Here is a 20,694-nt window from a genome sequence, read left to right as displayed (position 1 = left end):
CATGTCGGTGCACCTACACGACCACACCGAGTGGACTGACGTCCTGGAGCCCGCCTCGCGCGAGTTGCTGTCGCATGCTTGGAGCGAGGCTACCAAGGTGTTTTCTGCTCGGGGCTTGGACAACTACGTCAAGGGTGCATCAGCGCTGCGCGGCCTGGGTCGCGGCGCCGGGCCAGTGAATGCCTGGATCGACTGTGCGCCACAGGTCGCCAAGGAAGTGGGCGAGGATGTGGTGAGTGAGCTCGCCACTACCGCGCTCATGCTGGCATCCAAAACCTCGGGAGCAGTGATTGAACTGGTGCTGGCCACCGCACCCACTGCGGCGCGGCGCCTGGCCGATGCCACGCTCTTTCTGCAGTACCTGCAATTTCTGAACACCCTGGTGGCTCAGGCACCGCGTGGCGTGCGGCCGATGCTGGAGCATCTGGACGCACTGCTCGGCCAGCTCACGCTGGGTGGCCTGCGGCGCTGGGCGACCTGGGGAGCCCACGCCCACCGCACCGCGTACGAAGAACAGATCCGCTACTTCGGTCTTGATTCCAAGGAGTCACAGGCCGTGCTGCAGAAGGAGCGCAAGGGCACGCTGCTGGTGGACGTGCAGCGCCGCATCAACATGTATTTGCGCGCGCTCTGGGGTCGCGACTTTTTCATGCGGCCCACTGCTGGAGACTTCGAGAGTCGCGAGGGCTACCAGCCGTTCATCGAAGACTATTTCATCCACCTTCCCGACGCCTACGACGCCGTGGACGGCAACGCGGGCCAGGTGGCTGCCACCGAGCTGTACCGCGCCGCTGCTGCCCACGCCGCCGCCCACGTGGTCTGCACACGCCAGCCCATGTCGGCGGAATCGCTCAGCCCCTGGCAGATGGCGGTGATCGGTCTGGTGGAGGACGCGCGCGTCGAATCGCTCGCCATCCAGCGCTTCCCCGGCCTGCGCACGCTGTGGGCCAGTCTGCACACGGCCAATGACCAGGCCTGCGCCAGCGCGGGGGACTGGCTGAACCGCCTAGCGCGTGCCTGGGTGGATCCGTCTCACCAAGACGCCCATCCCTGGATTGCACAAGGACGCAGCCTGCTGGCCGAGGCGCTGCCGCGCATCGTGGCCAACCCGTTTGACAACACCGTGTCCTGGGAGGTCGGCGTGGCGCTGGCGCACAGCTACCGCGAGCTTACTCAGGGACCGGGCTTTCAGCCACGCACCGATGTGCAGAGCGCGGCGTACCGTGACGACAACCGGTACGTCTGGGCCTTCGCCGGCTTTGACGCGGAGCGCGCCATCGCCGCTGGCTACGAGCCACCGCAGCAGGTACGGCGCCAGGTGAACCTCATGGAGTTCGCCAACGAGATCGACGTGGAGACAGCAGGTGACGACGCCCAGGAAATCTGGGTACTGGGCACCGAGCTGTTTCCATACGAGGACATGGGCATCTCGTTTAACGAGAGCGAAGGGCACGAGCCGCTGATCGCGCCGTGCCATTACCCTGAGTGGGACCACATGATCCAGCTCGAGCGCCCGGCCTGGGTCACGGTGCAGGAGCGCCGGCCGGTTTCAGGCGACGCGAGTGTGATCGATGGCATCCTCGCCGAGCACCGACGCTTGATCGGCCGCATGAAATACATCCTGGACGCCATGCAGCCGCAGGGCGTGCAGCGCCTGCGCAAGCTGGAAGACGGGGACGAGCTCGACCTCAATGCGGCGCTGGCTTCGGTGATCGACATGCGCATGGGAAGGCAGCCGGACCCGCGTATCATGATGCGCAGCGTGCGCAAGACGCGCGATATTTCGGTGCTCGTGTTGCTCGATCTCTCGCAGTCAACCAACGACAAAGTTCACAGCCCCCACGCTTCACCGCTGAGCGGGTCGCAGCCCCCCGGCGGTAAGGACTCGCGCTTGGGGCGGCCCAGCGAGCGAGCCGGTGTCCAGGAACACACGGTACTCGACCTCACGCGATCAGCCTGCGCGCTGCTGGCCGACGCGATCGCCAAGGTGGGCGACCCGTTTGCCATCCATGGCTTTTGCTCCGATGGTCGCCACGACGTGAACTACTGGCGTTTCAAGGACTTCGATCAAGCCTACGACGAAACCGCCAAAGCCCACCTCGCCGGCATGCAGGGCCAGCTTTCCACCCGCATGGGCGCCGCCATCCGCCACGCCAGTGCGGCCTTGCGCCATCAGCGCTCGAGCAAGAAGCTGCTGCTGGTCATCACCGACGGTGAGCCCGCGGACGTGGACGTGCGCGATCCGCAGTACCTGCGGCACGATGCCAAAAAAGCGGTGGAAGAGGCAGGTCGCAACGGCGTCATGACCTACTGCATGAGCCTGGACCCGCGCGCCGACGCCTACGTGAGCCGCATCTTTGGTGCGCGCAACTACCTCGTTGTCGACAAGGTCGAGAGGCTGCCTGAAAAGCTGCCGGTGCTGTACGCTGGCCTGACCCGCTAGTTCGACGCTGAATTCCAGCCCACCCACCGATTGACAGACCATGATCCAAACCCGCACCAACACCTATGCCGGTGTCGACAACGAAGAGAACCACGGCATGACGCTCACTGGGCGCATCATCCGCGATGCCTGGGTGTTCGGCATCCTGCCCGAGGGCAACAACTTCGCCGGCAAAACGGCGGGCGATTTGCAGCAGCTGTTCGAACAGGTGCACCAGGCCTGGGAGCCGCATGGCCACCTGCCCAGCCGCCTGCCCGCCGAGCTCGCCGAGCGCCACGCGCGCATCCATGCGCAGGCGGTGGACAGCGCCAAGGCCGCCGGCTGGAGCGCGGAGCTCGGCGACGACGACTGAACGTCCTCAGCCCATGGCCTGACTCAGCGTTTCCAGCCGTTCAGCGGCTCGCAATGGCGTTGCCAGCTGGGCGAACAGGTTCTTCGGGTCGTTCAGCTGCGGGATCAGCGCGGTGCGCTCGCCCAGACCCAGTTCGCTGGCTGCGGCGAACATGAAGCGCAGCGCTGAAAAATCCTCCAGTGCGAACCCGACCGAGTCGAACACCGTCACTTGATTCGCGTCGTCGCGTCCCGCCTTTTGGCCGAGCAGGACCTGCCACAACTCCGTCACCGGGAAGCCTTCGGGCTTGTGCTGGATTTCGCCCTCGATGCGCGATTGCGGCTCGTACTCCACAAACACCTTGGCTTCGTCGAGGATGCCTCCATGCAGCTCGGTTTTGCCCGGGCAGTCGCCGCCCACGGCGTTGATGTGCATGCCCGGCTCGATCATGTCCGGGGTGAGGATGTTGGCCAGCGTCTTGTCGGCGGTGACAGTGGTCACGATGTGCGCACCGCATACCGCCTCAGCCGTGCTGTTGCACACGGTGATCGCCAAGCCGCACCCTTGCAGGTTGTTCACCAGTTTGGCGGTGGCCTGCGGGTCGACGTCATACAGCCGCAGCCCGGTGATGCCCACCAGGTGCTGGAACGCCAGCGCCTGAAACTCGCTTTGGGCACCGTTTCCGATCAGCGCCATGACGCGGCTGTCAGGTCGGGCCAGCGTTTTCGCGGCCAGGGCCGACATGGCCGCGGTGCGCAGCGCGGTGGTGAGGGTCAACTCGCTCAGGAACAGCGGGGCGCCGGTGTTCACATCGGCGAGCACGCCGAAGGCCATCACGGTGGACAGGCCAATCGGTGTGTTGCTGGGGTGGCCGTTGACGTATTTGAAACTGTAGCGCTGGGTATCAGCCACTGGCATGAGCTCGATCACACCGTTCTGGGAGTGACTTGCCACGCGGGCTGTCTTGTCGAACTCGGGCCATCGCATGAAATCTTCGTGGATGTGGTCAGCCATGGCGCAGAAGCAGTGGGCCAGGCCTTTGCGACGGATCAGTTCGGCGGCTGCAGGGGCGCTGAGGTACAGGGTACCTTCCTCGCGGAATCGGGTTAGGTCGTTGTTTTGCATGATCACCTCTCGGACGGTGTGAAACGGCTGCATCCAGTGTCCTGCTGCCGACACACAATGAAAAGCGGCAGAAAAGTAGCGATACGGCAGAAAGCAGATCAAAATGACAGAAACAACTGCCGTTTTGATCATGGATGAACTCGATCAGCAACTCATTGGCCTGCTGCGGCAGAACGCTCGGCTCTCGGTAGCCGATCTGGCACATAAGCTCAAGGTCTCGCGCGGCACGGTCACCAACCGCCTGCGCAAGCTGGAGGATCGGCAGGTCATCGTCGGCTACACGGTGCGGCTCAAGCCCGAAGCGCAGGGTGATCGCATCCGCGCCTGGATGGGGGTGCTGGTTGATGGCAACCGCACGCGCGAGGTGATCGCCAGCCTGCTGGGCGAGCCGGGTGTTTCGGCGCTTCACGACACCAATGGCCGCTGGGATTTGCTGGCCGAGCTGGAGGTGGGGTCGATGAAAGAGCTCTCCGATGTGCTTGAACGGGTGCGCCTCATCAGCGGCATCCAGAGCACCGAAACCAGCATCCACCTGGCCAGCTACCGCTGAGGCGAACGGCCCGCGCTGCTAGCTGGCGCCCATCCCCCACCATGCAGGCAGCTGAGCCCGTACTTCGCTGCGTCCGTAGCGGTCGTCGAGCAGCCAGACCGTGCCGCGGTCCGATTCGCTGCGGATCACGCGGCCAGCGGCCTGCACCACTTTTTGCAGTCCGGGAAACAGGTAGGCGTAGTCGTAGCCGCGCCCAAATTGCGCCTGCAGCCGGGCGCGCATCTGTTCGTTCACCGGGTTGACCTGCGGCATGCCCAGGGTGGCGATGAAGGCGCCGATCAGGCGCTGGCCGGGCAGGTCTATGCCTTCGCCAAACGCGCCACCCAGCACGGCAAAGCCGATGCCCTCGCTGGTCTCGGTGAAGCGGGCGATGAAGTCTTCGCGCTGCGGCTCGCTCATGCCACGCAACTGCGCCCAGGTGGGCACGTCGCGGTGCCGCTCCTGCAGTCGGTCCAGCGCTTGCTGCAAATAGTCGAAGCTGCTGAAAAACGCGAGGTAGTTGCCCGGCTGCCGCTTGTACTGCTGCGCCATCACATCGGCTATGGGGGTGAGCGAGCTCTGTCGGTCGCTCCAGCGAGTAGAGATGTGTGGCGCCACGTGCACACCCAGTTGCGCCGAGGCAAACGGCGAGGCCACATCCAGGCGTGTGCTGTCCTTGGGCAAGCCCAGCATGTCGGCCATGAAGTCCATGGGCGCGAGCGTGGCAGAAAACAGCGTGGCGCTGTGCGCGCTGGTCCAGCGATTTTTCAGCAGCGGCGCGGGCACCACGCAACGCAGGTTCACGCTGGGCAGGCCAGCTGACGAATAAGGCTTTGCGCCCCACGCATCGCGCGTGAGATCGCACAGGCTGTGCTCGCCAAACTGCTCGGCCACGCGTTGCCAGTGCAGCGCGTCGAACCACCAGCTTTGCAGCGAGCCGGTCGCGTCCATCGACTGCTGGGCGAAGTGTTCACCGATGGCGTGAGCAGCGTTCTGCAGCGCCTCCACCCAGCCAGCGGGCAGCTCGGGCAGCAAGGTGTAAGCGCCCTCGTGTTCACGTGCCAGCTTGCTCCAGCGGCGGTGCAGCGCGTCCAGCGGTTTTCTGAGTGTGGCGGGCGCGGCCTGGCGCAACGTCAGGAATGCAGCGGGCTCCAGGGTCGCGCTGTGCATGAGACGCGCGCGCTCGATCAGGTTGTGCGCCTCATCCACCAGCAGGCTCACGCGCCAGCCGTTGGTTTCGGTGAGCGCGTGCCAGGCGGCGCCGTGATCAAAGTAGTGGTTGAAATCCCCCACCAGCACATCGCTCCAGCGCACCATTTCCTGGCCTAGGTAGTAGGGACACACCGTGTGCGCCAGCGCGGTCTCGCGCAGCGTGGCCTTGTCCATCCACTGCACGGTGGCGGCGGCCGAGCGGGCCTCAGGCAGCCGGTCGTAAAAGCCCTGCGCCAGCGGGCAGGACGCGCCATGGCAGGCCTTGTCGGGGTGCTCGCAGGCTTTGTCGCGCGCCACGCGCTCGAGCACGCGCAGCTGCCCCGCGGTGTTCAGTCGCTGCAACGCATCGAGCGCGAGCTGGCGCCCGGGCGTCTTGGCGGTCAGGTAGAGGATCTTGTCCAGGCCCTGCGCGGGCGCCGCCTTGAGCGCGCCAAACAGCGTAGCCATGGTTTTGCCGATGCCGGTGGGTGCCTGCGCCATCAGCACGCGCTCGTCGGATTTCTCGCGCCCCTGGGCGCGGTACACCGTCTCGGTCAGCTGGCGCTGGCCAGGCCGGAAATCGGCAAAGGGAAAGGCCAGCGCGTGCAAGGCCGCGTCGCGCGCGCTGCGGTGTGCGGCCTGCGCAAGTGCCCAGCCGAGATACCGCTGGCACAGCGTGTTGAACCGCGCTTGCAGGTCGCTGGCGGTGTGCGTTTCGGTGAGCAGGGTTTCTTCGCCGGTGTCGATGTTGAAGTAGACCAGCGCCACGCCGATCTGCGCCAGGCCCAGCTGCTGGCACAGCATCCAGCCGTACACCCGCGCCTGCGCCCAGTGCAGTGCGCGCTGGTTGGGCGGGATCAGCGCTGCGTCGCCCCGGTGGGTCTTGATCTCTTCCACGCGAAGCGCTTGCGGGTCAAAGCCATCGGCGCGTCCACTCACCGTCAGCGCCTCGAAACGCGCGCTCAAGCTCAGCTCGCGCTGGTAGCCCGGCGCGCGGCGCCCTGTCACCGTGCCGTGACCGGCCACGCCTTCGCTGCCACTGGGTGACGGGGTGAAGCGCAAGTCCAGATCACCTGCCCGCGCCGCGAAATCGCACAGCGCGCGCACCGCCACCGCGAGCGCAGGTTCACCAGCCAGGGCATGGTCTGCCGCGATCAGCGATGGCTTGGCGGCGGCAGAGGCGATCTGGGAAGCGGCAGCGTTCACGGCAACAGAGTGGACATGGAGCGGGCATGGTACTGGATATATAGTCAGTCCATGTCCTTGCCCGACACCTTCAACCCGCCCGCGCGGCCTGCCATCACGCGCCGCCACCACCAGCGCCTGCGCGAGGTGTACCGCTCGGCCGGCTGGCCTTGTGCCGACATGCTGGAGGTGGAGCTGCTGGCAGCGGGTCTGCTGGAGCGCCGCTGCTCGCCTGAGGGCTTCGAGACCTTGCGGCTCACCGACGCCGGCATCCAGGTGCTGGCCCAAGCCCATGCCGGCAACCGGGCTGCGCGCTCGCCCCACGAAGCCCTGGTGGCCCAGGTGGCCAAGACACTGGGTCATGCGGGCCGACTCGCCTGGCGCGGACTCACTTTGCGCGTGGCCTTGCCGCGCGACCTGCTGGCGGGCGAGCCAGTGCTTGATGCCGCGCAGGTGGTTAGCGAACCGCACCCGCTGTGGCCGGCCGAGCCGGCTGTTGAAATGGCCCACAGCGCGTCCGACCGCGCCTGGTGCATGGCCATGCCCGATGTATTTTCCATCCGCCGCAGCTCGGTCGAGGCCTACCTGGAGCCGGTGGTGCACGAGATCAAGGTCAGCCGCGCCGATCTGCTGGGCGACCTCAAGCGCCCGGCCAAACGCGCCGCCTACCTCGCCATGGCCGGCGCCTGCTGGTATGTACTAGGCCGTGACGCCAAGGGCCGACCGATCGCCGAAGCTGATGAAGTGCCGGCCGAATGCGGTGTGATGATCGTCAGCGGCCACCAGCTGGAGGTGGCCCGCCCCGCGCCGCGCCGCGCGGTGGAGCGCTTGCCGTTGCAGGTCTGGATGTCGCTGGCGCAGGCTGCACCGGCAGGGCGCCCCGCAGACGACGCGCAAGGCTGGCTCTGAGCGCTGCGCAACCTTGGCCGCTCAGTAGTGCGGTGGCAACTCGTCAAGCGGGTTGCGCGGCGCGCTCGCGCCGCTGTCGCCGCCCTGCTGCCGCAGGCGGCTCACTTCGCGCAACAGTAGGTCGATCTGCTCCTGCTGGCGCGCCACCTGGGCGTTGAGCGTGTCCAGCAGATCGTCCGCGTAGCTGGCCTTGATCTCCAGCTCGGTCAGGCGGTGTTCGGTGGCGGCGGGGTGGGGATCAAGAGGCGTCATGTCCCGATTGGACACCAAGCCCGAGATCCGTCGCACCACGCAGCCACAGGGCAGCCTCTCGGTGAGCGCGATGGTCGCCTGGCCATGCCATGCAGTTACGCTCCGCTCGTGTCCACATCACCCGCCCTTTACCGATTTGCCGGGCTCCAACCCTTCGCTTGGGGAGCCGTGCGCGCCGCGCTCCTCGTTGCCTGCTGGGCGCTCGCTGGGTGCGCCGGCGCGCAGCCACCCGGCGTCAGCGCCTCACCGCCTTCGCCCATCGGTGGCCTGCGCTGGATCGGCAGCATCACCCTGCCCACCGGCACCCTGTTTGAAGGCGTGGAGTTCGGCGGCATCTCGGGGCTGGACCGCGCGCCCGATGGCCGTTACTGGGCCTTGTCGGACGACCGCGGCGGCGAGCGAGGCCCGCCGCGTTTTTACGAGCTGAAGATCGACCTGGACGCTCAGGCGCTGCACAGCGTGACCATCGAGCGCATGGTGGTGCTGCAAGACCCTGACGGGCAGCCGCTGCCCACCAGCGCGCCCAGCGTGGACCCCGAGGCCCTGCGCGTGGCGCCCAATGGCCACCTCTACATCGCCAGCGAAGGCCACTGGAGCCGCAACGCCAGCGCGCGGCACCAGCCCTTCGTGCGCGAGTTCCAGACCGATGGCCGATGGGTTCGCTCGTTCGCGCTGCCCGAAGCCTTTGACTACGTGGACAACGCCACCACCGGCGCGCGCACAAACAAAGTGTGGGAATCGCTCGCCGTCACGCCCAGCGGTGCAGTGTTCGTGGCCAACGAAGAGGCGCTGATCGACGACGGCCCGGTGGCCACGGTGTCCCACGGCAGCTGGCTGCGGGTGCTCAAGCTCGACTCCGCGAGTGGCCAGCCACTCGCCCAGCACGCCTATGCGTTGCCGCCCATTCCCTTGCGCCGCACCTTTGGCGAAGGCGCGCCGGTGGTCACCCGGGCCGACAACGGCCTCACCGATCTGCTGGCGGTGGAAGATTCCAGCTTCATCGCCGTGGAGCGTGCCTATGTGCCGGGCCAGGGCGTGTCGGTACGTCTGGTGTTGACCCGCATCGAAGGGGGCACCACCGATGTGAGCGGATTCGAAAGCCTCTTGGGTACGACGTTTCAGCCGCTGTCGCGCGAGGTGTTGCTGGAACTGCCCATCCCGCTTCAAGGCCTGCTGCTCGACAACATCGAAGCCATCGCCTGGGGCCCAGTGCTAGCCAACGGCAACCGCAGCCTGATCCTGGTTTCAGACAACAATTTTTCCCGCCTGCAGAGCACGCAATTCTTGGCGCTGGAGGTGCTACCGCGGTGAGGTGAATGTAAGCAAAAATTGAATCAGACCCCAATAGCCTGACCCCAAGAGCTGCCGTGCCGCCATCGTTGCAGCGACTCGCGTCAGGCATAAGCCTGAATCAGTGGGCGACTGAGAGGTTGCACGGTGCGGCACACGCCTGAACACCCAAGCTTTCGGGACCAATTTGGAATCAGACCCTGATGCCCCTGCGGATTGACCTGCATCGCTCCCTGGGCGACGATGGCGTCATGCAACGACGCCAAGCCCTTTCTTCCATCGTGGCCGCTGTTCTCGGCGCAGCGACCACTCTCTGCATGGCCCAGGCGGCAGAGCCGCAGCAGTTCCCCAACGTGCTCGCCGCCAAAGTGCGTGCGTCTGGCGGCGACCGGTTTGACTTTGACGTGACCGTATCCTCTCCCTACGACAGCCCCGCGCGCTACGCCGACGGCATCCGAGCCCGCAGCCCCGAAGGCCTGACGTACGGAGTGCGCAAGCTGTGGCACGACCATGCAGCTGAACAGCCCTTTACCCGCGACCTCTATGGTGTCAAGGTGCCGCCGGGAGTGACCCGCGTGGTGATCGAGGCGCGCGACCAACTGTACGGTTACCGCGGCAAGGCGCTGGGGGTAGAGCTGCCAGGGCGGTAGCAGCGGAGGGTACGCCGCGGCGAAGCGGCTTCTTTTCTTGCAGAAGAAAAATGCCCACCGTCCTTGTGAGGGCGGCGGGCGTCAAGCCTTGGAGCGTAAAACTTCAGTTGCTGGACCGGCGCGCGATCAGAAATCGTGGCGAACGCCCATGGAGTACAGGGTACGGTCGGTGGTGGTTGCGCCAGTGGACGTGTTCTTCACCTTGCCGGTCAGGTAGCCGCCGTACAGCCGGGTGCGCTTGGACAGCGAGTAGGTTGCGCCGAAGGCAAAAGCCGAGCCGTCGGCAGTTTCAATGCCATTGGTTTTTGTGGTGCTGGCAGCGTAGCCGGCCGACACATCGAAGCTGCCGATGGGCACTGCCACGCCGAACGCGTAGTCGCTGTCTTTGACGCCATTGCCTTGCTTGGCGTTGTGGACCTGGCCAGAAACGCGGACCACGCCGAAGTTGTATGCCGCGGCCAGCACGGTGTACTCCCGGTCGCTGGCGGCAACTGCGTTTTTCTGGTCCTGATAGCCCACGCCCACATCCAGCTTGCCGGCTCGGTAGCGCAGGCTCAGGGCTGTGAGGTCGTTATTCACGCTGGCGGTCTCGTCGAACGACACGCTCACGCCAGCCGAGAAGCCAGCCAGGCTGGGTGTGTCGTAGCGGATCTGGTTGTTGGGGCGGCTGCTGAAGTTGGATACACCCGCATACGCGATCTTGACCGGGGTGAATTCGGAGTCGTACAGGTTGTTGCTGTTGCCCAGATCGTAGACATCTTTGAACACGCTGTCGGTCTTGCCCAGCTTCAGGGCGCCGAAGCCACCGCTCAGACCCACCCACGACTGCCGGTTGAACGCGGTGTTGGCCGAGCCCAGCGTGCCGTCGTCGGAATTGAAGCCGTTTTCCAGGACGAAGTTGGCCTTCAAGCCACCGCCCAGGTCTTCGGTACCGCGGAAGCCGTAGCGGCTGGTGGTCAAGTTGCCGCTGAACAGCTGGTTGGTGCTGACGCCATTGACCTTGTTGGAGCCTATCGAACTGTCGATTCGGCCGTACAGGGTGACGTTGGACTGTGCCAGGGCGGCGCCTGTGGTGGCCAGGACGGCCAAAGCCATGAGGCTCTTTTTCATGTGTAGCTCCGATTAAATAGAACGCAGGGCCTGCAGGAGGCCTTTGGCTCCCTGCACCATGCAGGAAACTCTGTTCATTTCATCCAGATGCGACGACGTTTGTATGACACGGGCTCTTGGTGAGTGGGCGGTTCCCTAGAAACCACAGATGGCCCTGATCGGAGTCAAGGCTTTCATCAAGTTGCCATCAAATTGATAGCTGAAAGACGCCGACCGGGGTACCCGTGACTGTGACTGCGAAACCCTACCGAATCGCGGCGCAGCGCCCTCGATTCAGGTAGCGTCGAGGGGATGTCGGCGTGTGCTCAGCGCTGCGCCACGACTTTCACCAACTGCCCCACCCGCGGCTGGGCCCCGCCGTCGTACACGCCATTGAGCAGGCGCAGCTGCCGCTCGTTGGACACGCCGGTCACCTGCAGCGCGGCAAAGCCGCCGCGCGGAAAGGGCACCAAGTCCACCGCCCAGGGGCGGGCGGCGCGGGCGTCGGCGCTGCTCATGGGGCGGAAGGTCTTCTCGGTGGCGTTCATGGCTGGCATGGCGCGGGCTTTGGCGGCGTCGTTGGCGGCGAGGTAGAGCAGGGCGTAGTTCGCGTTCTTGGGGCCGGTGATCACGGTGGTTTCCAGCGGCTGGGCCTGGCCGTTGTCCAAGATTCGGGTGCCGGCGAAGTGGGTGGCCGCTAACCCGTTGATGTTGCCGCGCGTGACGCGGCCCTGGCTGGCCTTAAGACCGTTTTTCAGGATGTCGTCGTGGCTGGTGCCAGTCTTGGGCGTCACGGCCAGCATGCGCAGTGCGGCATCGCCCTGGGGGCTGACGAAGCTGAGGGCGCTGGGGCTGTTCTGGATGCGCCAGCCGGGCTGGGCGGTGAGCGTGATGCCGAGCTCGGGGTGGTAGAAGTTCTGGCCGCGCACGAGGCCTTGTTCGGGGCTGTCGCCAAACGTCATGCCGCGAATAGCTTGCAGGAAGCGATCGCGCCCGTCGTAGCCATACTGGCCTTTGTAGCCGGCGGCGATCCGGCGGATGGATTGCAGGCGCTGCTCGTTGCTGGGGTGGGAAGACAGCCAGTCGTCGCGCTGGTTGACGGGCTTGCCCTCGGCCTTGGCCTGGTCGGCTGCGTAGGCCTCTTGCGATTTCAGCACCTGGATCACGTCAACCATGTTGCTGGGGTTGTAGCGGTTGCGCGCGAGGTACTCGGCGCCCAGGGTGTCGGCCTGCAATTCCTGCTCGCGGCTGTACTTGGCGATGTAGCCGGCCGCCACGCCCTGCGCCACCTGGCTGCTGAGGCCGGCCGCGCCGCTCACGCCCTGGCTCTCCAGCACCGTGCCGAGCACACTGGCCGCGAGCACGCCAAGCCCGGCGTTTTGCTGGCGGGTGGCGCGCTGGGCGCCGTGGCGCGCGGTGACGTGGCCAATCTCGTGGCCGATCACGCCGGCCATGTCGGCTTCGCTTTCCATGTAGGCCAGGATGCCGCGCGTGACGTAGACATAACCACCGGGCAGTGCGAAGGCGTTGATTTCGGGGCTGTCGAGCACGGTGAAGGTCCACTGCAGATTGGTGCGGTGCGATTGCGCGGCCAGCTGCTGGCCGACCTGGTTCACATAGGCCTGCAGCCGCGCGTCTTTCACCACGCCGTATTCAGCCATCACCTGCTCATGGCCCTTCTTGCCTTCGGCGATCTCGCTGCGCTCGTCCATGGCGGAGAGCTCGGTCTTGCCGGTGACTGGATTGACCACCTGCGTCCCGCAGCCGGCCAGCAGCGCGGCGGTGAAAGCGAAGGCGAGCGAAAGGCGACGGATGGCGTTCATCGGGTGTCTCCAGGGCGCGGTGGTAGCGACGCCGATCAGAATAGTAGTCAAAAGCATCATACGAAGCCGGGGCTCACCTGGTGACCAGTTCCAGGGTGTGTGCGACAAAGTTCACGCACCAGCGCTGCGGCGTGGCCAAGTGAACCACGGCCCGCCCAGGGCCGGTTTACCCCGTTCGCACTCAGGAAAACAGCGCGAACAGGCCTTAGCTCAGCGTGGGGCTCACTGGCGGGCTTGGGGAACCGGCTGGGGAGAGCTGCGCAAAGCGGCCGAACTTCTTCGCCAAGTGGGCTTCGCCACGCTCCAGCATGTAGTAGCGGAAGGCCTCGGCCGGCGGCGAGAGCAGCTTGGAGAGCGTGTGCACCACGTTCCACGCGCGCACGATGGGCGTGCCTTCCACATCGAGCACCGCGATCAGCCGGTTCTCCAGCTCCAGGCCAATGGTGTGCAGCGAGAGAAAACTGATGCCCATACCGGCCATCACCGCCTGCTTGATGGTCTCGTTGCTGTTCATCTCCATCACCACGCGCGGCTCCAGCTGGGTGCGATGGAAGAACTTTTCCATGGCAGCCCGGGTGCCCGAGCCGCGCTCGCGCAGAATGAAGCCATAGGGCTGCAACGCTTCTGCGGTGGGATGGCCGATCTTGAGCAGCGGATGGTCGACAGGGGCCACAAACACGTGTGGATGGGCGGCGAAGGGCTCGGCGCGCGTGGCCAGTTCGGTGGGTGGGCGACCCATGACCGCAATGTCCACGTCATTTGCCTGGAGCATCTTCACCAGCTGTTCGCGGTTGCCCACCGCCAGGCGGATCTCGATGCCCTCGTGTTCCCGCTGGAACTCGGCGAGCAATCGGGGTAGAAAGTACTTGGCCGTGCTGACCATGCCGATGGTGAGCGTGCCCACCTCCAGGCGCTGCAGGCGCGCAGCGGCGTCTTCGGCGTCTTTCAGCGTGGCCAGCATCTTTCGGGCATAGACCAGCATGTACTCGCCCGCGGTGGTGAGCGTGACCTGGCGGCCCTTGCGGTCGAACAGGGGCAGGCCCACGTGACCCTCCAGCTCTTTGACCTGCATGGTCACAGCGGGTGGTGTGAGGTGCAAAACTTCGGCGGCGCGGGCAAAACTCAGGTGCCGCGCCACCTCCGTGAAAACCCTGAGCTGGCGAAAGGTGGTGTTCTTCATTAAGTGATGACTTAACTTAAATGCAATGAATCGTGAATTTACCTTATTTAAGTGACTGCCTATAGTTAACCCACGACCCCGACACCATCGGGGTCTTTTGATCAGGTGATCCCTATGCTGAAAGCTCTCATTTTCGACGTCGACGGTACCCTGGCCGACACGGAAGCCGTGCACCTGGAAGCCTTCAACCATGCGTTTGCCCAGGTCGGTCTTGACTGGCACTGGAGTCGCGAGGACTACACCCGCCTGCTGGAAATTTCCGGCGGCAAGGAGCGCCTGCGCCACCACTGGAATGTGGTGAACCCGGGCATGACCTCCCTGGAAGGTGGTGCGCTCACCGACACCATCAACCGCGTGCACGAGTTCAAGACCGCGTACTACGAGAACGCGGTCAACGAGGGAGCGGTGGAGCTGCGCCCTGGTGTGCTGGCGCTGATGAACGAAGCCCATGCCCAGGGCCTGCAGCTGGCGATCGCCACCACCACGTCGCCGGTGAACATCGCCGCGCTGCTGCGCAAGGCGCTCGGTCCAGACTGGCGCCAGATGTTTCTTGCGGTGGGCGATGGGTCCTCTTCCCCGATCAAGAAGCCCCATCCGCAGGTTTACTTGCAGGTGCTGGCCGACATGGCCATGCAGTCTGCGGACTGCCTGGCGTTCGAGGACTCGGCCAACGGCCTTCGCGCAGCCATGGCCGCCGGGCTGCAGACCGTGATCACGCCCAGCGACTTCACCGCCCATCAGGACTTCACCGGCGCGCTGCGCGTGCTGCCCGACCTGTCGGGCGTGACCGTGGCCCAGCTGCGCGAGTGGCTGGCCCAGGCACCGCCTTTGCCCGCAGCCGCCCACTGAACACCATTCTTGAAGTGACCAACGCCATGATCCGCCTCGCACCTTCCATCCTGTCCGCCGACTTCGCCCGCCTGGGCGAGGAGGTGCGGGCCATCGAAACCGCTGGTGCGGACCTGGTGCACTTCGACGTGATGGACAACCACTACGTGCCCAACCTCACCATTGGGCCGCTGGTTTGTGAGGCGATCCGGCCGCACGTGAAGATCGGTATCGACGTGCACCTGATGGTCGAGCCGGTGGACGCGCTGATCCCGCTGTTCGCCAAGGCCGGCGCCAACATCATCACCTTTCACCCCGAGGCCAGCCGGCATGTGGACCGTACGCTGCAACTGATCCGCGACCACGGCTGCAAGGCCGGCCTGGTGTTCAACCCGGCCACGTCTCTCTCTCTCATGGACCACGTGATGGACAGGCTCGACATCGTGCTGCTCATGAGCGTGAACCCCGGCTTCGGCGGGCAGAAGTTCATCCCGTCCACGCTGGACAAGCTGCGCGCCGCGCGCCAGCGCATCACCGCGCACACCGAGGCCGGCGGTCAGCCGATTTGGCTGGAAGTGGACGGCGGCGTGAAGGTCGACAACATCGCCGAGATCGTCGCCGCAGGTGCGGACACGCTGGTGGCGGGCAGTGCCGTATTCGGCGCGCCAGACAACGACGGCGGCTACCGCACCGTGATGCAGCAGTTGCGCAAGAACGCTGGCAAGACCTGAACCACTCGTATCCTGAATCAGCCCCTTTCGAAAGAGACCACCATGCCCACCCGCCGCCGATTCACACTGACGCAATACCTGATTGAACAGCGCCGCCGCTTTCCCACCGCCAGCGGAGACTTCAACGCGCTGTTGCTCGACGTGGCGCTGGCCTGCAAGGCGATCGCGCGCACCGTGGCCTTTGGTGACCTCGGCGGCATGATCGGCAGCCCGGATGCAGTCACCACCACGGTCAATGTGCAAGGTGAAGAGCAGAAGCGGCTGGATGTGATCAGCAACGACTACTTCATGCAGATGACGGAGTGGGGCGGTCACCTGGCGGGCATGGCCTCGGAAGAGATGGACCACCCGTACCAGATCCCGGCCACCATCCCGCGCGGCAAGTACCTGCTGGTGTTTGATCCGCTGGACGGCTCGAGCAACATCGATGTGAACGTGACGGTGGGCAGCATCTTCAGCATCCTGCGCGCGCCGCAGGACGTGATCGACAGCGGGCGCGATGTAGTCGAGGCCGACTTCCTGCAGCCCGGTACGCAGCAGATGGCCGCCGGCTACGCGCTCTACGGCCCGACCACCATGCTGGTGCTCACCGTGGGCCAGGGCGTGGCCGGCTTCACACTCGACCCCAATCTGGGCCAGTTCATGCTCACGCACCCCAACCTCCGGGTGCCCGAAGACACCCACGAGTTCGCCATCAACGCGTCCAACAGCCGTTTCTGGGAAGCGCCGATCAAGCGCTATGTGGACGAGTGCCTGGCTGGCAAGACCGGTCCGCGTGGCAAGGACTTCAACATGCGCTGGATTGCCAGCATGGTGGCCGAGGCGCACCGCATCCTGATGCGCGGCGGCGTCTTCATGTACCCGCGCGACACCAAGGACGCGAGCAAGCCGGGCCGCCTGCGCCTGCTGTACGAGGCCAACCCGGTCGGCATGATCATGGAGCAGGCCGGCGGCCGCGCCAGCACCGGCCGCGAGCCCATGCTCACCGTCAAGCCCACCGCCCTGCACCAGCGCATTGGTCTGGTGTTCGGCTCCAAGAACGAGGTCGAGCGCATCGAGCGCTACCACCGCGAACCCAACGCCTACAAGGACGACGCCAACCCGCTGTTTGTCGAGCGGAGTCTCTTCAGGGATTAGAAGCGCGCCCAGCGCCGCGCCGGCAGCGCGTCACCCCCTCAAGGGGGCGGCCATGGCGGTCCGGCAAAGCCGGCTCCGCGTTGCCCCTGGCCAGAGTCCCCTCTGTCCCACGGATTTTTTTATTGGAGAGACTAAATGTCAGAACGCCACCCCATCATTGCCATCACCGGTTCCAGCGGCGCGGGCACGTCGACCGTGACGCGCACCTTCCAGAATATCTTTAGGCGAGAGGAGGTGACGGCCGCCATCATCGAAGGCGACAGCTACCACCGTTTCGACCGCAAGGCGATGAAGCTGCAGGCCGCCGAGCAAGAGAAGGCGGGCAACGTCAACTTCAGCCACTTCGGTGCCGAGGCCAACCTCTTCGGTGAAATCGAGAGCCTGTTCAAGACCTACAGCGAGACCGGTACCGGCAAGAGCCGCAAGTACCTGCACAACGCTGAGGAGGCCGCACCCTACCAGCAGGATCCCGGCACTTTCACGCCGTGGGAGCCGCTGCCTGAGGGCACGGACATGCTCTTCTACGAAGGCCTGCACGGCGCGGTCGTCACGCCCGAGCACAACGTGGCGCAGTACCCGGACCTCCTGGTCGGCGTGGTGCCGGTGATCAACCTGGAGTGGATCCAGAAGCTCTACCGCGACAAGAACATGCGCGGCTACAGCGCCGATGCGGTGACCGACACCATCCTTCGCCGCATGCCCGACTACGTGAACTACATCACCCCGCAGTTCCAGTACACACACGTGAACTTCCAGCGCGTGCCGATCGTGGACACCTCCAACCCTTTCGTCGCACGTGATGTGCCCACCGCCGACGAGAGTATGGTGGTGATTCGTTTCGCCAAGCCCAAGGGCATCGACTTTCCCTACCTGCTGAGCATGATCAACGGCTCGATGATGAGCCGCGCCAACACCATCGTGGTGCCCGGCGGCAAGATGGAGCTCGCCATGCAGCTCATCTTCACGCCCTTTATCTGGCGCATGGTGGAGCGACGTAAACGCGCTCTCGGCTGATTCACCCTCGCGCCGCGCCTGCGGCGCGTCACTCCATCACAAGACCGCCACGAAGTGGCCTTGCCGCTCCCCCTCAAGGGGCAAAGCGAGTGGTCCCGCAAAGCCGGTTCCACCCCGTTCTGAGGGGCTGATCCCGCGATTTTTCGGGCTATGCCGCTTACATTTTTTTAGGAAACGCCATGAACAACCCGTCTCCCGAACTCGCGAAGCAGATGGCCAACGCCATCCGCATGTTGTCCGTCGATGCGGTGGAGAAGGCCAAGAGTGGCCACCCCGGTGCGCCCATGGGCATGGCTGACATCGCCGAGGTGCTGTGGAACCGGCACCTGAAGCACAACCCGGCGAATCCGCACTGGCCCGACCGGGACCGGTTCGTGTTGTCCAACGGCCATGGCTCGATGCTGATCTATGCGCTGTTGCACCTCACTGGCTACGACTTGCCCATGGACGAGCTGAAGAACTTCCGACAGCTGCACAGCAAGACCGCGGGCCACCCCGAGGTGGGCATCACGCCTGGCGTGGAAACCACCACCGGGCCACTGGGGCAGGGCCTGAGCAATGCCGTGGGCATGGCGCTGGCCGAGAAACTGCTGGCAGCCGAGTTCAATCGCGAGGACGAAACGGTGAGCCACCACATCGTCGACCACTTCACCTACGTGTTCCTGGGCGATGGCTGTCTGATGGAGGGCATCAGCCACGAAGCCTGTTCGCTTGCGGGCACGCTGCGCCTTTCCAAGCTGATCGGTTTTTACGACGACAACGGCATCTCCATCGATGGCCATGTCGAGGCCTGGTTTGCCGATGACACGCCCAAGCGATTTGAAGCCTACGGATGGCACGTGATTCCGAACGTGGACGGTCACAACCCGGCCGCGGTCGAGGCGGCGCTGGTCGAGGCCAGGAAACAGGGCGCCTTGCCCCACGGCAAGCCCACGCTGATCTGCTGCAAGACCGTGATCGGCCAGGGTTCGCCCAACAAGGCTGGTACGCACGATGTGCACGGTGCCGCCCTGGGCGCGGCCGAGGTGCAGGCCACACGCGATGCGCTGGGCTGGACGGCGGCGCCCTTCGAAGTGCCGGCCGAAATCGGCTTGGCGTGGAACGCGGTGGAGCGCGGCGAGGCAGCGGAGCAGGCTTGGCGACAGCGCTTCGAGGCCTACCGCACGCAGTACCCGCTGGAGGCCGCCGAGTTCGAGCGCCGCATGGCGGGCGACCTGATGCCCGCCTTCGAGCAAAAGCTGCCCGAGCTGTTCGCGGCGGTGGCGGGCAAGGCCGACGCCATCGCCACCCGCAAGGCGAGCCAGAACGCACTCGACCTGCTGGCGCCGCTGGTGCCCGAATTCTTCGGCGGCAGCGCCGACCTCACCGGCTCCAACCTCACCAACTTCAAAGGCTGCGTGAAAGCCGGCAAGGACGCGTGGGGCAACCACCTGAGCTACGGCGTACGCGAGTTTGGCATGGCCGCCATCATGAACGGCATCGCGCTGCATGGTGGCTACATCCCCTACGGCGGCACCTTCCTCACCTTCAGCGACTACAGCCGCAACGCGATCCGCATGGCCGCGCTGATGAAGCTTCGCGTGATCCACGTGTTCACCCACGATTCCATCGGCCTGGGTGAAGACGGGCCGACCCATCAGTCGGTCGAGCACGTGCCCAGCCTGCGCATCATTCCAGGCCTGGACGTGTGGCGCCCGGCCGATGGTCTGGAGACCGCGATCGCCTGGGCCAGCAGCATCGAGCGCCGCGACGGCCCGAGCGCCTTGTGCCTGTCGCGCCAGAACCTGCCGCGCCTGACCGATGTCGGCATGACCGACAAGATCCGTCGCGGCGGCTACGTGCTGGCCGACAGCGCTGATGCGAAGGCGGTGATCGTGGCCACCGGGTCCGAGACATCGCTCGCGATGGAGGCACACGCCGCGCTGGCGGCCGAAGGCATCGCCACCCGCGTCGTGTCCATGCCCTGCAGCAATGTGTTCGACCGCCAGCCCCAGACCTACCAGGACCAGGTGCTGCCGCTGGACCTGCCCGCGGTGGCTGTGGAGGCCGCTCACCCCGATTTCTGGCGCAAGTACGTCGGTCGCACCGGCGCCGTGATTGGCATGGCGACCTTTGGCGAGTCGGCGCCAGCCAAGGATCTGTACCCATACTTCGGCATCACCTCGGCCAAAGTGGTGGAGTCGGTGAAGGGGTTGCTGGCATGACCCTTTCCTATGACCTGATCCTCTTCGATCTCGACGGTACCCTGATCGAAACCGCGCCCGAGATCGCGGATGCGGTGAACGACACGCTCACCCAGTTTGATCTGCCGCTGGTGACCCAGCAGCAGGTCAACGACTGGATTGGCCACGGCACGCGGGAACTGCTGATTCAGGCGCTGGCGCATGTCGGCCATGAATCACCAGACTCGGTGCGCCATTCGGCGCGCTTCAAGACCATCGAGGCGGCCTTTGGCGGCCACTACCAGCGCCGGTGCGGCACGCGCAGCCATCTGTATCCCCATGTGCGCGAGACCTTGCAGGCCTTGCGCGCGGCAGGCGTGAAGCTGGTGGTGATGACCAACAAGGAAGGTCGGTACACCCAGACTGTGCTTGACGCGCATCAGCTGGCGCCATTGTTCGACCATGTGATCAGTGGCGACACGCTGCCTGTGAAAAAGCCCAACCCGGCGGGCATCCTCGATTGTCTGGCGCGCTTTGGCGTGGCCGAGGAGCGTGCGCTGTTTGTGGGCGATTCGTCCATCGACGTCGCCACCGCTCGCAACGGCGGTATAGCAGTCTGGGCACTGCCCTATGGTTACAACATGGGTGAGCCCATCGAGGCTTGCAAGCCCGACCGCGTGATCAACGACTTTTCGGCCTTGCTCGCCAACCTGCCTGCAGCGGCCACTTGAGCCCTGTTCCACTCATTGGAGAAGAGACCATGACCATCAAGATCGGCATCAACGGCTTTGGCCGCATTGGGCGCAACGTGCTGCGCAGCGCCAT

Annotated in this window: 18 protein-coding genes; 12 read left to right on the top strand and 6 right to left on the bottom strand. The window is 65.2% G+C overall.

The window, feature by feature from the left end:
- Window position 1 precedes the first annotated feature (1 nt).
- Window positions 2-2,443 (top strand): VWA domain-containing protein, encoded by a 2,442-nt coding sequence (locus GPT34_RS15355; protein ID WP_291014262.1) that lies wholly within the window; start codon window positions 2-4, stop codon window positions 2,441-2,443.
- A gap of 40 nt (window positions 2,444-2,483) precedes the next feature.
- Complete coding sequence (locus GPT34_RS15350; protein WP_291014260.1) at window positions 2,484-2,795, top strand: hypothetical protein; 312 nt, start codon at window positions 2,484-2,486, stop codon at window positions 2,793-2,795.
- A gap of 6 nt (window positions 2,796-2,801) precedes the next feature.
- Here GPT34_RS15350 and GPT34_RS15345 read toward each other — a convergent pair whose 3' ends face one another.
- Window positions 2,802-3,899: an ornithine cyclodeaminase gene (locus tag GPT34_RS15345; RefSeq protein ID WP_291014258.1), complete on the bottom strand. Its 1,098-nt coding sequence runs from the start codon at window positions 3,897-3,899 to the stop codon at window positions 2,802-2,804.
- Window positions 3,900-4,029: 130 nt separating this feature from the next.
- Here GPT34_RS15345 and GPT34_RS15340 point away from each other — a divergent pair, with 130 nt between their 5' ends.
- Window positions 4,030-4,449: an Lrp/AsnC family transcriptional regulator gene (locus GPT34_RS15340; protein ID WP_291014256.1), complete on the top strand. Its 420-nt coding sequence runs from the start codon at window positions 4,030-4,032 to the stop codon at window positions 4,447-4,449.
- Window positions 4,450-4,467: 18 nt separating this feature from the next.
- Here GPT34_RS15340 and GPT34_RS15335 read toward each other — a convergent pair whose 3' ends face one another.
- On the bottom strand, window positions 4,468-6,825 hold the full coding sequence (locus tag GPT34_RS15335; RefSeq protein WP_363357031.1) for an ATP-dependent DNA helicase: 2,358 nt from the start codon (window positions 6,823-6,825) through the stop codon (window positions 4,468-4,470).
- Window positions 6,826-6,876: 51 nt separating this feature from the next.
- On the opposite strand from GPT34_RS15335, the gene GPT34_RS15330 reads away from it, so the two are divergent.
- The gene (locus tag GPT34_RS15330; RefSeq protein ID WP_291014254.1) at window positions 6,877-7,713 is read left to right on the top strand and encodes a hypothetical protein; all 837 of its coding nucleotides are present in this window, start codon (window positions 6,877-6,879) and stop codon (window positions 7,711-7,713) included.
- A gap of 21 nt (window positions 7,714-7,734) precedes the next feature.
- On the opposite strand, the gene GPT34_RS15325 is transcribed toward GPT34_RS15330, so the two are convergent.
- Window positions 7,735-7,965, bottom strand: coding sequence for a SlyX family protein (locus GPT34_RS15325; protein ID WP_291014252.1), 231 nt, complete (start codon window positions 7,963-7,965; stop codon window positions 7,735-7,737).
- A gap of 168 nt (window positions 7,966-8,133) precedes the next feature.
- On the opposite strand from GPT34_RS15325, the gene GPT34_RS15320 reads away from it, so the two are divergent.
- Complete coding sequence (locus GPT34_RS15320; RefSeq protein WP_291014250.1) at window positions 8,134-9,276, top strand: esterase-like activity of phytase family protein; 1,143 nt, start codon at window positions 8,134-8,136, stop codon at window positions 9,274-9,276.
- A 230-nt stretch (window positions 9,277-9,506) separates the two neighbouring features.
- Window positions 9,507-9,905: a hypothetical protein gene (locus GPT34_RS15315; RefSeq protein WP_291014247.1), complete on the top strand. Its 399-nt coding sequence runs from the start codon at window positions 9,507-9,509 to the stop codon at window positions 9,903-9,905.
- A gap of 126 nt (window positions 9,906-10,031) precedes the next feature.
- Here GPT34_RS15315 and GPT34_RS15310 read toward each other — a convergent pair whose 3' ends face one another.
- The 3 genes from GPT34_RS15310 to GPT34_RS15300 form a co-directional block, all read right to left on the bottom strand.
- Window positions 10,032-11,015, bottom strand: coding sequence for a porin (locus GPT34_RS15310; protein ID WP_291014244.1), 984 nt, complete (start codon window positions 11,013-11,015; stop codon window positions 10,032-10,034).
- Between the two features lie 305 nt (window positions 11,016-11,320).
- The gene (locus tag GPT34_RS15305; RefSeq protein ID WP_291014241.1) at window positions 11,321-12,817 is read right to left on the bottom strand and encodes a M48 family metalloprotease; all 1,497 of its coding nucleotides are present in this window, start codon (window positions 12,815-12,817) and stop codon (window positions 11,321-11,323) included.
- 205 nt (window positions 12,818-13,022) lie between these two features.
- Complete coding sequence (locus tag GPT34_RS15300; RefSeq protein WP_291014239.1) at window positions 13,023-13,997, bottom strand: LysR family transcriptional regulator; 975 nt, start codon at window positions 13,995-13,997, stop codon at window positions 13,023-13,025.
- A 114-nt stretch (window positions 13,998-14,111) separates the two neighbouring features.
- On the opposite strand from GPT34_RS15300, the gene GPT34_RS15295 reads away from it, so the two are divergent.
- The 6 genes from GPT34_RS15295 (at window position 14,112) to GPT34_RS15270 (ending at window position 20,600) form a co-directional block, all read left to right on the top strand.
- Window positions 14,112-14,846 carry an HAD-IA family hydrolase gene (locus tag GPT34_RS15295; protein ID WP_291014236.1) on the top strand — a complete coding sequence of 245 codons (735 nt, stop codon included), beginning with the start codon at window positions 14,112-14,114 and terminating at the stop codon, window positions 14,844-14,846.
- 26 nt (window positions 14,847-14,872) lie between these two features.
- Window positions 14,873-15,556, top strand: coding sequence for a ribulose-phosphate 3-epimerase (gene rpe / locus GPT34_RS15290; RefSeq protein WP_291014293.1), 684 nt, complete (start codon window positions 14,873-14,875; stop codon window positions 15,554-15,556).
- A 42-nt stretch (window positions 15,557-15,598) separates the two neighbouring features.
- The gene (locus tag GPT34_RS15285; RefSeq protein WP_291014234.1) at window positions 15,599-16,693 is read left to right on the top strand and encodes a class 1 fructose-bisphosphatase; all 1,095 of its coding nucleotides are present in this window, start codon (window positions 15,599-15,601) and stop codon (window positions 16,691-16,693) included.
- 135 nt (window positions 16,694-16,828) lie between these two features.
- Window positions 16,829-17,707: a phosphoribulokinase gene (locus GPT34_RS15280; protein WP_291014233.1), complete on the top strand. Its 879-nt coding sequence runs from the start codon at window positions 16,829-16,831 to the stop codon at window positions 17,705-17,707.
- A 179-nt stretch (window positions 17,708-17,886) separates the two neighbouring features.
- Window positions 17,887-19,911, top strand: a complete 2,025-nt coding sequence (gene tkt, locus GPT34_RS15275; protein ID WP_291014232.1) for a transketolase — start codon at window positions 17,887-17,889, stop codon at window positions 19,909-19,911.
- Window positions 19,908-20,600, top strand: a complete 693-nt coding sequence (locus tag GPT34_RS15270) for an HAD family hydrolase (RefSeq protein WP_291014229.1) — start codon at window positions 19,908-19,910, stop codon at window positions 20,598-20,600. Before tkt ends, GPT34_RS15270 begins: the two co-directional genes overlap by 4 nt.
- Window positions 20,601-20,694: the final 94 nt, after the last annotated feature.

The sequence above is a fragment of the Hydrogenophaga sp. genome (genome assembly GCF_011390835.1).
Classification (GTDB): domain Bacteria; phylum Pseudomonadota; class Gammaproteobacteria; order Burkholderiales; family Burkholderiaceae_C; genus Hydrogenophaga.
The sequence above is the reverse complement of the archived record's forward strand: the minus strand, read 5'-3'. Positions and strand labels throughout refer to the sequence as shown.